Consider the following 14,201-nt stretch of genomic DNA (forward strand, 5'->3'; position numbering starts at 1 on the left):
TTAATTTTATGGATTAATAGGAACTGCGTAGAAGAAATTCTCGCCACTTGCAGGATTAAAAGACCAAGCAGCGCCAGAAGTTGCTGCTGCAGGTCTTGCAACATTCTGAATTAGTAAATATAAATCTACACCCGTCGGAGAGGTCACATTAATAATTTTGGAACCTTGCATGAAATTTCCATTATCAATTCCTTTACCTCTCATGATATTTCCTCCAAATGTGATGTTATTTGCCGCTGAAATATTTTCAATAGTAAATCCAGTCTGCTGAACTGCCGATTGGCTTGAAGAAATATAAAAATTTAGAAAGTAACTGGTCCCATATGGAAGCGGAGTTGCAGCATCAGCAGTAAAATTCACTTTTATACCAGAACTCAAAAGCCATCTTCCTGGGTCAACATGCATCATAACTCCAGAATATTTCAAAGTAGTAGCCGTTTCGTCTGAAGTTACAACAGCAGTCCCAAAAATACCATTAGCTGCCAATTTCGAGCTGTTTCCTTCATTAAGAACCATCCAGCTCCCTACTCCATAGGCATCACTAATCAAATATTTTCCAGCAGCCTGATTACCATCAACCAATTTAAATCCGGTTATCGGAGCGCTTGATGTTCCCCCTGTTTGTATTTCTAATTTTGTAGATGGTGTTATTGTTCCAATGCCTACATTACCTGCACTGGTTACAATTACGTCATTACTTTGCTGGACAACACTTGGTGCTCCAGTCGCAGGATTATCTTTTGCGCCATCAATATGGAAAACATCCAAAGGATTCTGTGTATTAATGCCAACTTGGGCAAACGCCATAACATTAGCAAGTGTTATGACGAGAAATAATATTCTTTTCATTTCACAATAAGCAATAAGTTGTTTCTAAATTTGTGTTCAAATAATTCATCAGTTAAAAAATAGCTGACGAAAAAATTTGCATCAAAAATAAAATATCCTTCCTAACAAAAGTAAGTTTACACTATTGAAAGGACAGAACAAAAGCAATCTAAAATTCACTTAACAACCTGATTACCAGAAGGGTTATTTTGTAAAACGCAAAATATCAGGATTTCCCATAATATTTCAATCTATACTTGATCTTTTTGTATAAAGTTAATAAACTGCGAAGGAGACATACCCTTTTTCATCTTAAAAATACTCGTAAATTGACTATGAGACGAATAGCCACACATCTCTGAAAGTGCTGCAATTTTGTATTGCAATAATTGAGGATTATCATGCAGTTCTCGGACAATAAAATCTATCCTGCAATCATTGATATAATTATAAAAATCTGAATTTCGATATTTCCTAAGTACGTGACTGAGATATTTAGTGTTAGTTTTCAGCATTACAGCCATTTGCGCCATAGAAATTCCTTTTGTGTTATAAAGCTTCTTTTTCTCGAAAGCTTCAAGTTTTTTCAGAATCTCACGCTCCGTATTATCATTTTTGATAATATCTGATGTTATCAATTCTTTTTCTGATCCATTTACAGAAATAACAGATACCTTAGAAGTTTCATTAGTTTTTAGTTCCTCAATAATTTTAAGGTACTTTGATTTCAACCTTCTATTTCTATACCAATAAAAAGTCACTCCTGTAATTAATAAAAATATCGATGAAATAGCTATCCAAATATAAATTCTTTTTTTTCGGGCTTCATTTTCTATTTCTTTTTTATTCTTAATCGCCTCAATATAGGTCAACTCTTTTGCTACAGTTGTTTCAGAATCAGAAATTTCTCGCTCCATTTTTGAGAACTTCATTTGATTTTCTGGCGTGTCGACATTCGCATTTAATCTTTCAGTAAGAATATCTTTTATCACAATATTATTTCCAGAACCTACAACTTCGTCGGTAGCCTTTGTGAAGTTCTCAAGTGCTGATGCTTTATCCTGATCAATAACATTGAGTAACGCTTTATCCATATAATAAAACTCAACTAATTTAACAGGCGTTTTTTTATCTATTTGATTCAGAATAGCCTCGGCTTCAGCAAATGTTTTTCTGGCAGCAGGAATATTTCCGCACTTAATCTCAACATAACACAATTGGCTAAACACCGAAAACTTATATCTATTATCTACTTCTTTGTCTGGGCTTACGGGCTGAAGAAGATTAATAAATTCTCTTCTTTTTTGCGCTGCTTTGCAAAAATCTTTGTCAATATCATACATTTTAGCTTCGCAGTACAACAAATATAATTTGCGATCATAATTCTTAAGTTTTTGACTAATAAGCTTGAGTTTTTCAAATCCGTCATCTGACTGAGAAATAAGTCCAGCACGTCTATATGCAGGAATCAGCGTCATATAAACATCACCTTGAAGATTTAAAGTGTCCGCCGTCGCAGCAAAATTTCGTGCTTTCTCAAGAAGTTTAACAGACTTTACAAAATCTCCCTCCTGATATTTTCCCTGCCCCAAAGTAAGGTAAGATAAAGCTTTTTCATAATTATCTTGAGAGTATGACAGCATTTTACTACCCACCGTTTCGGCATTTTTATGATTGAGTTGATAGCTGCGATAGGTTTCATAAAAGACCTTACGTTTGTCCTCGCTAATTTTCCCTTGGGCATGTAAAAAATAACCACAAATGAGAAAAAATAAAAAATAAATTCTGACAATTATGCTAAGATGTACATTCCTCATTATCAAAAATGAATAAACCAATTAAGAATTAAAAGTTTCTAAAGGTATTATTAGTTTCGTTAAGTTCCAAACTACCCGAAAAACTTATTATTTAAGAGAAATTTATGTTTTTGAAATTTACTATTCTGGATAAATTCCACTAACTTTATGTATAAAAGAATACATATGGATTACAGAATAGAACACGACACAATGGGCGAAGTAAAAGTGCCTGCTGATAAATATTGGGGAGCACAAACGGAGCGTTCTCGCAACAATTTTAAAATTGGTCCCGAAGGGTCGATGCCACACGAAATTATTGAAGCTTTTGCTTACTTAAAAAAAGCTGCTGCTTTAGCCAATACCGATTTGGGCGTTTTGCCAAAAGAAAAAAGCGACATGATTGGAAAAGTTGCGGATGAAATTTTAGCTGGAAAACTAAACGACCAATTTCCTTTGGTGATTTGGCAAACTGGCTCTGGAACACAATCGAACATGAATATCAACGAAGTGATTTCGAACCGTGCTCATGTTTTGAATGGTGGAAAGTTGGGCGAAAAATCTGAAATCCATCCGAATGATGATGTCAACAAATCGCAATCATCAAATGACACCTATCCAACGGCAATGCACATCGCTGCTTATGCAAAAGTAGTTGATGTGGTAATCCCTGCAGTTGAGAAACTAAAAATTACGTTGAAAGAAAAATCCGAAGCTTTTAAAGATATCGTAAAGATTGGTAGAACGCATTTGATGGACGCAACACCACTTACTTTGGGTCAAGAGTTTTCGGGTTACGCTGCACAATTAGAATTTGGATTGCGAGCTCTAAAAAATACACTTCCGCATCTTTCGGAACTTGCCTTGGGCGGAACGGCAGTCGGAACAGGATTGAACACACCAAAAGGTTACGATGTAAAAGTAGCAGAATATATTGCGAAATTAACGGGACATCCTTTTATCACAGCAGAAAATAAATTCGAAGCTTTGGCAGCGCATGATGCCATTGTGGAATCTCACGGCGCGTTGAAGCAGTTGGCAGTTTCGTTATTTAAAATTGCACAAGACATCCGAATGTTGGCTTCTGGACCACGCTCAGGAATTGGCGAAATTCACATTCCAGAAAACGAACCCGGTTCTTCCATTATGCCTGGAAAAGTAAATCCAACACAAAATGAAGCGATGACCATGGTTTGCGCTCAAGTTTTAGGAAATGATACCACGATTTCGTTTGCGGGAACTCAAGGAAATTATGAGTTGAATGTTTTCAAACCTGTGATGGCGTACAACTTTTTGCAATCTGCCCAATTGATTGCTGATGCTTGCATTTCGTTTAACGAACATTGTGCGGTGGGAATTGAACCAAACTTACCAAGAATCAAAGAATTAGTCGATAAATCCTTGATGTTGGTAACAGCTTTAAATACACATATCGGCTACGAAAACGCTGCAAAAATTGCAAAAACCGCTCACAAAAACGGAACAACTTTAAAAGAGGAAGCAGTAAATCTTGGTTTGGTAACTCCCGAACAATTTGATGCTTGGGTAAAACCTGAGGATATGGTGGGAAGCTTGAAATAGATTTTGATATTTGATATTCTGAAATATTTTAAACCTAACAGGTTTCGGAAACCTGTTAGGTTTTTTTGCAATAATGCAAAATCGGAAATACCACAATTGATTGTGACTTTTTAGTGTTTTAAGAAAATTCGCTGAATGTTTCAATCGGGATTGATTTCTTTTTTCTAAAATAGCAGATTGTTCTACCCCGATTAATTCTGACTTGTTTATGTTTTTGATAAACCAGCAGATTGTCGCGCCCCCGATAGAAGCGGTTACCCCACAGCGAGCTGAAAGCGAGCGAGGAGTAAAAGCGGATAGCGGGAAATGGCGCCCAAATAAAAAATAATAAATAGCTTTTCGACTTAGTCAAATGAAGCCCACATAAAAACAAAAAACTCCGAGCCAGAACTCGGAGTTTTATATTTAAACTAAAAATTTCGGTTTACTTGAAATCAGTGTCTTTAGCTTTGTTTAGTTCATATTTACTTACAATGAAATCAAGGCTTTGTCCCATCATTGATTGTGAGATTTTGTACGGGAACTTAACACCATCCACAACTTTGTAGTCACCGTAAGTTGTTGGAATTGAAACCTCTTGATCACCCATTTTTTGAGTTTTAGTTTCACCAGTTTTAAGACCTGAAGCTACGCTGTAATAATAGATTGTCGATCCGTCTTTAATCGCGTAAGAATCTTCGCCATTGATCTTCTCGATACCAGAAACTTTAAGGCTTGCATTTTTAGCAAAACCTACTTCTGGGAAAAGTTCTTTATCTTTTAAAAACTCGGCTTTCATCTCAGCTGGCAAATCTTGCGTTTGACCTTGTGCAGTCATTTTGCCGTTAACACCATCAAAAACAACTTTTTGCATACTGTTTCCCATCACCTTCATATCCAAGAAAACTTTGCCGCCTTTCGCTTTGATCATCGACATATCAAGTGCCATACCTTGTACAGATGCAGCAGCCGTCGTTGCGATAGAAGTCACTTTGTCCAAAGCCGCCTTGCCACCGATTGCCGTGATATATTTGTCAGCAACTTGCGCCGCAGTAACATTTATTTTTTGAGCGCTCGGCTTTGTAATCGCATTAGCATCCTTGTCATAATAGTTAACCGCAAATCCTAACTTTTCTAAACCATCTGAAACTTCCGAAGTTTTACCAGCCACAAAAATTCGGCTTTGGTTAGGAAGAATGTTGGCTTTAGCAGCATTCTGAACATCTTCAACAGTTACCTTGTCAATCGACTTAAGATAGTTGGTGTAGAAATCTTTTGGAAGATTGTATACCTCTGAATTCACCGCAAATTTCGCCATTGTTTCTGGCTTTTCCATTGAGCGAATAAAGTCACCTTTTAGTTTCGCTTTTGCGTTAGCAAGTTCTTCTGGCTTGATTGTCGTAATACCTTTTAACTCATTTAAAAACTCAGTAACCGCTTTGTCTGTCACTTCGTTTCTTACACTAGATTCTGCACTGAATTCTGGTGAATATTTACTGGTTGACAAGCTTGAATAAGCTCCATAAGTAAAGGCGTTTTTCTCACGAAGATTCATAAATAGACGCGCATCGCCTCCACCACCAAGAATGTAGTTAGCGATAGTTGCCGCGAAAAACTGAGGATCTTTCATCTGAAGCGTCGTGATATTCCCAACCGAAATTACAGATTGTACCGCAGATGGCACATCGATCATTTCGATTTCTGTTTTAGCAACATTTTTTGCTGGCTCAACTGCAGGAATCGTAGTTGAAGATTTTTTCCATGCATTAAATTTGCTTTCAACAAGCTTTTTAACATCATTAAATTTAACATCACCAGCAACAACCAAATAAGCATTGTTAGGTGCAAAATATTTAGAATAAACATCTTGAACATCGTTCAACTGAATTGCATTGATTGAAGCTTCGGTTTCAAACTCACCTCTTGCAGTATTTTTGCCGTAGATAACAGCATTAGAAACTTTTGAAGCAATAGACTGTGCACTTTTTTCGTCAAGTTTCAAAGCTTCAATGCTTCTTTCTTTAGATTTCTGAATTTCGTCAGCAGAGAATTTAGGATTAATCGCTGCATCTGCCATCAAACCAATAATCTCAGGAAAATACTTAGATAACGTGTTTGCAAAAGCACCATTTGAGTTAAAGCTAATTCTAGAACCTAAAAAATCAACTCTTTTATTGAAATCGTCTTTTGACATTGAAGTCGTTCCGTTTCCTAATTGATCCGCCATAATGTCGTTAACTCCAGCAATTTTGCCTTCGTATATCGGTGGACGATCCATAGAAAGTGTTACGTTAACTCGCGGAAGTTTGTGGTTTTCTACAACCATAACTGTCAAACCATTGCTAAGTTTGAAAGTCTGAGGCGTCGCAATATTGATGCTAGGTGTTGGACCAGCTTTCGGCATTGCGTTGATATCTATTTTTTGAGCCATCGTCATTCCTGAAATCAGAAAACTTGCGGCTATATATGTAAGTTGCTTTTTCATTTGATTATTTTTTTTCAGGTAGATAATTGATGATTACTCTTTGGTTAGGATTAAGATACTTCTTCGCAGCATTTCTTAGATCCTCTTTAGTTACAGAACGATAGATGTCGATTTGTTTGTTAATCAAATTAGTATCGCCATACAACACATTGTATGTTGCCAAAGAACCTGCAATATCCTGAATGTTTGAGTTTGCGTTTACAAACTGATTCTCAACAATGTTCTGAAGTTTTTGATAATCTTCGTCAGAGATAAGGTTGGTTTGTAATTTTACGATTTCGGCATCAATATCTTTTTGTAAAACATCTTTGCTTGTAGCTCCCATCGGAATTGCAAAAAATGCGAAAATACCATAATCTTCTAGCCCCAAGTTAATGGCTTGTACTTCCAAAGCTTTTTTCTCTTGGTCTACTAATTTTTTATAAAGCACAGACGATTTACCATTTGATAAGTAAGTCGAAAGCATGCTCAAAGCATAAGATTCTTTATCACGACTTCCTGGCACTCTGTATGAAAACAAATATGCTGGAAGTTGGATGTTAGGATCAGTCCAAGTTACTTCTTTAGCTTGTGTAATTGGATCTTCCTTTATTGTTGTTCTTTTAACTTCTGGACCCTTTGGAATAGAACCATAATATTCTTCGATCCATTTTTTAGTTTCATCTTTTTTGAAATCACCTGCTACAACCAAAGTCGCATTATTCGGCGAATAATATTTTTTGAAGAAATCCTGAAACTCTTCTAGTTTTGCTTTGTTAAGATCTTCCATTGTCCCAATCGTTGTCCAACGGTAAGGGTGCTTTGCGAAAAGGTTGGTTTGTAAAGCTGTCAAAAGGTTTCCGTAAGGTTGGTTGTCCATACGCAATCTTTTTTCTTCCTTTACAACTTCGCGCTGCGTGTCAACACCAATTTGGTTAATGATTGGCTGGCGCAATCTGTCAGCTTCCATCCAAAGACCTAATTGTAAGTTGTTACTTGGGAAAGTTTCGTAGTAATACGTTCTATCGTTAGTCGTGTTGGCATTGTTAGTTCCACCATTTGACGAAACAATTTTGAACCACTCTCCTCTTTTGATGTTTTTGGTTCCTTCGAATAAAAGGTGCTCAAAAAAGTGTGCAAAACCACTTCTTCCAACTTCCTCGTCTTTGGCACCAACATGGTACATAACGCCCGTCGTTACAACAGGTGCTGCGTTGTCTTGATGCAAAATAACGTGCATCCCGTTCGGAAGATTATACTCCTCGAATTTGATTTCTTGTGCGTTCATCAGCATTCCTGTCAATGCTAAAGCCGCCGTAGATAAAAATTTTAATTTCATTTTTGACTTTGGTTAATCTTATATATTGGTAACGAAATTATGGATTTTGTTACAGATTGTGTAATATTATTTCTAAATCTCGCCAAAACAAAGATTGCATTTCACAAAAAGTAAAATGCAATCTCTTTATTATTTTAAAATTTTTTAAACTTAAAAAACTACAACTCTTCAGCAAAAAATGCTTCCAGCTCTTGCAATGTTTCTGGCGACGTTTGGATATCACGCACCAAAGTACCTTTGTTAAGCACAACGATCCTATCCGAAATTTCTGTAGTATGTGCCAAATCGTGACTAGAAATTAAGAAAGTCGACTCAGAATTTTGAGACCAATTTCTCACCAAATTTTTGAGTTTAATTTGTGTTGATGGATCGAGATTCGCGAAAGGTTCATCCAAAACAATAATTTCTGGTTTACCAATCAAAGCTCCAATCACGCCAACTTTCTTCATATTTCCTTTGGAAAGGTCACGAATGTATTTTTTCGAGTTTAAGATTTCACCATTAAAAAACTCATCAAACTGCTTAAGAAATTCGTCAATACTCGCTTTGTTTTGTCCACGCAATTCGCCCAAGAAATAAAAATATTCTTCGGGTGTTAAGTAACCAATCAAAAAACTTTCGTCAATAAAAGCCGACACTTTATTTTTCCAGTTTTCGGAAGTGTTAACTTGTTCGCCATCAATTGTCACAGAACCTGTCGTCGCTTCTATCAAGTCCAAAAGCAGACTAAACAAAGTTGTTTTTCCTGCGCCATTGTTACCAACCAAACCAATCGTTTGACCTTTCGGAAATTCGAGGTTTTCAATTTTCAAAACCGTTTTATCACCGTATGTTTTTGATAAATTATTTATAGATATCATGTTGTTCTTTTTTAAGTTGTTTTTTTGAAAGCAATTAATGTATCGTACTTTTCTTTTTTATAAAGTCTTACTATATAGTCGAATATTTTTTCACGGAGTAAAAATCCTATAGCACCAAGTATTGCAATCGCAGCAACAGCGGCAACTGTTCCAGCAAATTTGTTGACAACACCATAGATTAACATCGGCAAAAGCATCTTTGGGATAATTAACAAAAAGTTTTTAAAACTTAGATTATTCTGTTGTCCGAATGATTTCTTGACCGTATTTAGATCAATTGGATTTTTATTAAAAGCTCCCGAAAGTAGCGTCACTTGCGAATTAACGCCGATATTATAAAGTCCCGCCGCGAAAAAAGTAACATAAACCTTCCATCCAAAATAGAAATAAAATATGGCTAAAACCATTGAGGCAAATGTTGCAATCGTCATCAACCACCATTTTGCTTTCAGATAATCTTTGTAAGGAACATTCAGCGTCATCATTAATGGATAATACGAACTATCAAAAGATGGCACTTTTTGACCAAACAACATTTGGAATCCGCCCGTCACAAAAATCCCAAGAAACATCAACATTGTCGGGGTTTTATAACTTGGTGTCGAAAATATTAATAAACCATAAAACAAAAACAAAAAACCGCCTAACGCCACAGATCTAGCTGCTTTACTGCGTTTTAGCATTCGGATATCGTTATTAAGAAAGGTTCCTAAAACGCCAAATTTATTCAGGAATTGGATATTTTCTGTTTTTCCTTCGACTTGTTTTAATTCCAAAACTTTGTCTAGATAGAACATGGATTTAATTTGTCTAAACACAAAATAAAGTATCGGAACAAAAATCAAAATCGGAACAATACACAGCCAAGGATGATTAAAAAAAGAGGTAAATATTAAAGCCGAAAAATCGCCAATTGCAATAATATTATAGTAATTAAGCGCAATTAATCCAAGCAATAATCCACCGATTACATATGCAACGCTATCTTTTCCATTCATTAAAATGTTGAGGAGATTGTTGATAAAATAGCAGAAAACAATTGCGATAATCCAACCCAAAGTCCCTACAACACTGTATCCATTAGCCAAATACAGAATCACAAAAGGCATGTACAAAAATGCATTTCCCCAAGTAAAAAACGACAGAAAGGTTTTCGAAATCAAATATTTAACAAGTGTATCTTTTTTAATATTCATTGTTAAAAACGCCTTTATATTTTGAGTCGGCATCTGTTGCATAAAATAGCGCAAGAAAAGATCTCCCAACAATGCGTAGATTAAAAATCTACTCACAAAAGGCAATGGATCAATGTGCAACTTGTCATGTGGATAATAAAATGCCAAAACACTCCCACTTACAAAAGCTACTAGAAAATACACAATCAGAAATCCCTGCAAAATCTTCATCGCTGCATTTGCCGCAAAGCTTTTGGACCGCATGAAGTTTTTGAATTCTAAAATTGCAAAACGCTTAATCATATTAATAAATTTTGATCGAGAAACATATCCTCTTTGTACTTTAGTTGTTTTAAAAATAGGATTGTTACAATTTTGGGAATTAAAATTTTTTAATTTTTCATAATTTTCATGTTGTTAAATGAGTTCCGGAGGAACTAACGGCTTGTAAAGTTTAGAGCAAAATCGCGCGAGCTCCGGAGGAGCGACCTGTTAATTACTTCTATTTTTTCAAGAAATTATTTCAGTTTTAAAACATATTTTACTTATAATTTTGAACTTCGAAGTTTTAGAAAAACCTTCAAAAAGCTGTTAACAAAAACCTTCGAAAATCCAAGTTATCAACATCGAAAATCCCTTTAACAAAAGACTTTTATCACTTTTATTATTTTTTGTGAAGAACTTGATTTTCCAAGATTTCGAAAAGGCGTATCTTTGTATTATGGCTCAAAAAGAAACCCTATCGTCACTTACACAAGGCAATTTTGCTAAAGAACTATCTATTTCTGATGGCAAAATGCCACCCAATGCTGTTGATTTTGAGAAACTTGTTATCGGTACTTTCTTAATTGATAGAAAAGGTCTTGACCACTCTATCGACTTATTAACACCTGAAGTTTTCTACGATCCTCGTCATCAGACAATATTTTCTGCCATTCTAAAACTATACGAAAGCAACTCGCCAATCGACATGATGACGGTTATTCAGGAATTAAAAAGAACTGAAAAACTAAATCTTGCTGGTGGCGACCATTACATCATTGACTTGACTTTGGGTGTCAGCTCGTCTGCACACATCGAGTATCACGTTCGTGTAATTTTGGAAAAATACATTCTTCGTTCTTTGATTAATGTTTCGGCTAACGTTATCGATAGCTCTTACAAAGAATCGACAGATGTATTCGAACTTCTTGATAAAGCAGAACAATCCTTTTTCGAAATTACCAACGGAACAATTAAAAAAGGATTCGACACCGCAAACTCTTTGGTAAAAGAAGCGATTGATAAGATTAAATCGCTTAAAGATAAAGAAGGTCTTTCTGGTGTACCATCAGGATTTACAGCCTTGGACAAAGAAACGGGAGGTTGGCAAAACTCCGACCTTATCATTATTGCAGCACGTCCTGCGATGGGTAAAACCGCTTTTATCCTTTCCATGGCGAGAAATATCACTGTTGATAATAATATTCCACTTGCGCTTTTCTCTCTGGAGATGGCGTCTGTACAGTTGATCACAAGGATGATCGCTTCAGAAACAGGTATTTCATCAGAAAACTTAAGAAAAGGAACTTTGTCCGATCAAGAATGGAGCAGTCTTTTTACCAATGTTTCGGCTTTGGAAAATGCACCTCTTTTTATTGATGAAACGCCATCGCTTTCGATTTTTGACTTCCGTGCAAAATGTCGACGTTTGGTAATGCAACATGGCGTTAGGATTATCATGGTCGATTATCTTCAGTTGATGACCGCAAGTTCTGGAAAAGGTGGCGGAAACCGTGAACAAGAAATTGCAATGATTTCCCGATCTTTAAAAGCGATTGCAAAAGAACTTAACGTCCCAGTAATTGCACTTTCGCAGTTATCAAGAACTGTGGAAACGCGTCCTGGCAAACGTCCCATGCTTTCGGATCTTAGGGAATCAGGAGCGATTGAGCAGGATGCCGATATCGTATCTTTTATTTTCCGTCCCGAGTATTACAAAATCGCTGTTTGGGATAATGACGAAGAAGGTGCAGAAACACAAACCGAAAACCAAGCCGAGATTATCATCGCAAAACACCGTAACGGTGCAACTGCCGATGTTAGATTGGCATTCCATAAACATATTGGTAAGTTTGCCGATTTGGAAACTTTAGGAAATTCCGCTTATTTTAACAGCTTCGGCGGCGGTGCACCAGCACCAGCTAGCGGTGGATTTGGTGGCGGTGGCGCTTTTGAAGCTCCAGATTTTGCAAAAATTACAGTAACTGGTGACCCTAATTCTGTTTTTGGGCCTGCAACGCCATCTAGTGGACAAGTATCTGGCTCTGCCATGAACGATGACGATGATGATGAAATGCCTTTCTAAAATTTAGAGTTTGAAAATCGAAATTTTTACTGACGGAGCATGTAGTGGCAATCCCGGAAAAGGCGGATTCGGAATTCTGATGCGCGTTCCTGAGAAACAATATCAAAAACATTTTTCGGCAGGCTTCCGATTAACAACCAATAACCGCATGGAATTGATGGCCGTTGTTGTGGCGCTTTCCAAAATAAAAGATGAAGGTCATGACATCCACATCTTTACCGATAGTAAATATGTATCTGACGCAATTAATCAAAACTGGATTGCTGGCTGGGTAAAACGTGGTTGGAAAAATGTTAAAAACCCTGACCTTTGGCAAGCTTTAATTCCTTTTCTTAAAACACATTCGCCGAAGTTCCATTGGATAAAAGGTCACGCTGGGCATCCTGAAAACGAATTGGTAGACCAGCTCGCTGTTAAAGCTTCACAAGGTGCCAACCTACAAACCGACGATTTTTTTGAAAATCAAAACAAAGGCGGATTGTTCTAAATTTTCCTTATAAAATCTTGTTTTATACCGCCTACAGCATTTCGAAATGCTATGTTTAAAAATAAGCAAAACGTCTTTTATTATACTTCCCAACAAACTTTTCCAAAATCTCGTTGACTTTTCCCATAGACTTAATGTTAAACCTCACAAAATTTTCTTCCTTTAAGAAACAAACACTAAACATTTAAAAAGCTAATAATCCGCGTTTTTTAAATTTTAAAAATATACTTTCAAAATACAATATTTGCTCCATCGGAGCATTCTGTTAGTAGAATTCGAAACAAGATAATCTAAGCTCCGTAGGAGCGCCCTGCTAATCATACAGGTCGCTCCTACGGAGCTCGACACCAAATGGGAATATTTTCTATTATTAGTTCATTCCTCTGGAATGTAAAATACATATCTAAAATCAACCTAAATTTGGAACTATTTTGAATTCTCAATCTCAAAATTTTTACCGCAAGGCTATTTTAGTAATTCGAAATTTACATCTGACGACTTTCAAAATTACCTTTTAAAAATCTAATTTTCTTTGGAAACCCAATCTCCTAGCCCAGATTGAACGGCATGTTGGAGCTCATCTTGTATTTTGCGTGGGCAAAAGTTTTGGAAAATACAAGATAGCGACTAGTGAAAGCTGGAATTGCTCCTAATTAACAAAACTTTAGAATTAATTTTGAAGTTGGTTGATTATCTTTGTTAAATGAATTATCTAGAAGCATTGTCTTGGCGCTATTCTGTAAAGAAATTTAGCGGTGAAAAAATCGACGCGAAAGCTCTTCACAATATTTTGGAAGCTGGACGCTTGTCGGTGAGTTCGCAAGGGCTTCAACCTTATAAATTGATTGTTGTGGAATCTGATGCGCAAAAGGAAAAGATTCTACCTGCGTTTTACAACAAATCACAAGTCAGCACTTGTTCGCATGTTGTAGCGATTGTTGCAAAGACTAACATCGATGCGCAATATGTCGATGCATATTTTTCGCATATCGCAAATGAGCGCGGAATTGATTTGGAAATTTTAGCAGCTTTTAGAAAAAATATTGATTTATACGTTTCAAGTCATGATTCAGATACATTGAGACATTGGTCTGAAAAACAAGCCTATATACTTCTAGGAACTATGATTGTCGCTGCAGCAGAAGAAGGCGTTGATACATGTCCGATGGAAGGTTTTCGCCACGAAGTTCTGTCAGAACTTTTGGAACTGAATACCGAAGAAGAACGCGTTGCTGTGGTTTTGACTTTGGGAAAAAGAGCGGACGATGATGAATTTCAGCATTTTAAAAAAGTTAGAAAACCAGAGGAAAAATTCATTAAATTTATTTAAAACAATCACAACATT

At 36.3% G+C, this 14,201-nt stretch carries 10 protein-coding genes; 4 read left to right on the forward strand and 6 right to left on the reverse strand.

Annotated features, from left to right (window positions below; genetic code table 11):
* Window positions 1–6 precede the first annotated feature (6 nt).
* Both Q1V95_RS05960 and Q1V95_RS05965 read right to left on the reverse strand, forming a co-directional pair.
* Entirely contained in the window at window positions 7–849 is an 843-nt protein-coding gene (locus Q1V95_RS05960) for a hypothetical protein (RefSeq protein WP_300671598.1), read from the reverse strand.
* Between the two features lie 230 nt (window positions 850–1,079).
* Window positions 1,080–2,471 (reverse strand): helix-turn-helix domain-containing protein, encoded by a 1,392-nt coding sequence (locus tag Q1V95_RS05965; RefSeq protein WP_300671601.1) that lies wholly within the window; start codon window positions 2,469–2,471, stop codon window positions 1,080–1,082.
* Between the two features lie 339 nt (window positions 2,472–2,810).
* Here Q1V95_RS05965 and fumC point away from each other — a divergent pair, with 339 nt between their 5' ends.
* Window positions 2,811–4,205 carry a class II fumarate hydratase gene (fumC, locus tag Q1V95_RS05970; protein WP_300671604.1) on the forward strand — a complete coding sequence of 465 codons (1,395 nt, stop codon included), beginning with the start codon at window positions 2,811–2,813 and terminating at the stop codon, window positions 4,203–4,205.
* Window positions 4,206–4,629: 424 nt separating this feature from the next.
* On the opposite strand, the gene Q1V95_RS05975 is transcribed toward fumC, so the two are convergent.
* From Q1V95_RS05975 to Q1V95_RS05990, 4 genes are all read right to left on the reverse strand, one after another.
* Window positions 4,630–6,669: a pitrilysin family protein gene (locus Q1V95_RS05975; protein ID WP_300671607.1), complete on the reverse strand. Its 2,040-nt coding sequence runs from the start codon at window positions 6,667–6,669 to the stop codon at window positions 4,630–4,632.
* Between the two features lie 4 nt (window positions 6,670–6,673).
* Window positions 6,674–7,987 (reverse strand): pitrilysin family protein, encoded by a 1,314-nt coding sequence (locus Q1V95_RS05980; protein ID WP_300671610.1) that lies wholly within the window; start codon window positions 7,985–7,987, stop codon window positions 6,674–6,676.
* Between the two features lie 158 nt (window positions 7,988–8,145).
* Window positions 8,146–8,847, reverse strand: a complete 702-nt coding sequence (locus Q1V95_RS05985) for an ABC transporter ATP-binding protein (protein ID WP_300671613.1) — start codon at window positions 8,845–8,847, stop codon at window positions 8,146–8,148.
* An 11-nt stretch (window positions 8,848–8,858) separates the two neighbouring features.
* Window positions 8,859–10,325: a DUF5687 family protein gene (locus Q1V95_RS05990; protein WP_300671616.1), complete on the reverse strand. Its 1,467-nt coding sequence runs from the start codon at window positions 10,323–10,325 to the stop codon at window positions 8,859–8,861.
* Between the two features lie 418 nt (window positions 10,326–10,743).
* Between Q1V95_RS05990 and dnaB the strand changes: the two genes are divergently transcribed.
* From dnaB to Q1V95_RS06005, 3 genes are all read left to right on the forward strand, one after another.
* Window positions 10,744–12,369, forward strand: a complete 1,626-nt coding sequence (dnaB, locus tag Q1V95_RS05995; RefSeq protein ID WP_300671670.1) for a replicative DNA helicase — start codon at window positions 10,744–10,746, stop codon at window positions 12,367–12,369.
* A gap of 10 nt (window positions 12,370–12,379) precedes the next feature.
* Complete coding sequence (gene rnhA / locus Q1V95_RS06000; protein WP_300671619.1) at window positions 12,380–12,856, forward strand: ribonuclease HI; 477 nt, start codon at window positions 12,380–12,382, stop codon at window positions 12,854–12,856.
* 703 nt (window positions 12,857–13,559) lie between these two features.
* On the forward strand, window positions 13,560–14,186 hold the full coding sequence (locus tag Q1V95_RS06005; protein WP_300671621.1) for a nitroreductase family protein: 627 nt from the start codon (window positions 13,560–13,562) through the stop codon (window positions 14,184–14,186).
* The last annotated feature ends 15 nt before the right edge of the window (window positions 14,187–14,201 follow it).

Source organism: Soonwooa sp. (genome assembly GCF_030151385.1).
Lineage (GTDB): Bacteria > Bacteroidota > Bacteroidia > Flavobacteriales > Weeksellaceae > Soonwooa.

Excerpts from the sequence above, each read along its gene's own strand:
- Q1V95_RS06005 (WP_300671621.1), top strand. The coding sequence starts at position 13,560 with ATGAATTATCTAGAAGCATTGTCTTGGCGCTATTCTGTAAAGAAATTT.
- dnaB (WP_300671670.1), top strand. The coding sequence starts at position 10,744 with ATGGCTCAAAAAGAAACCCTATCGTCACTTACACAAGGCAATTTTGCT.
- Q1V95_RS05965 (WP_300671601.1), bottom strand. The coding sequence starts at position 2,471 with ATGCTGTCATACTCTCAAGATAATTATGAAAAAGCTTTATCTTACCTT.
- Q1V95_RS05975 (WP_300671607.1), bottom strand. The coding sequence starts at position 6,669 with ATGAAAAAGCAACTTACATATATAGCCGCAAGTTTTCTGATTTCAGGA.
- Q1V95_RS05980 (WP_300671610.1), bottom strand. The coding sequence starts at position 7,987 with ATGAAATTAAAATTTTTATCTACGGCGGCTTTAGCATTGACAGGAATG.
- Q1V95_RS05960 (WP_300671598.1), bottom strand. The coding sequence starts at position 849 with ATGAAAAGAATATTATTTCTCGTCATAACACTTGCTAATGTTATGGCG.
- fumC (WP_300671604.1), top strand. The coding sequence starts at position 2,811 with ATGGATTACAGAATAGAACACGACACAATGGGCGAAGTAAAAGTGCCT.
- Q1V95_RS05985 (WP_300671613.1), bottom strand. The coding sequence starts at position 8,847 with ATGATATCTATAAATAATTTATCAAAAACATACGGTGATAAAACGGTT.
- Q1V95_RS05990 (WP_300671616.1), bottom strand. The coding sequence starts at position 10,325 with ATGATTAAGCGTTTTGCAATTTTAGAATTCAAAAACTTCATGCGGTCC.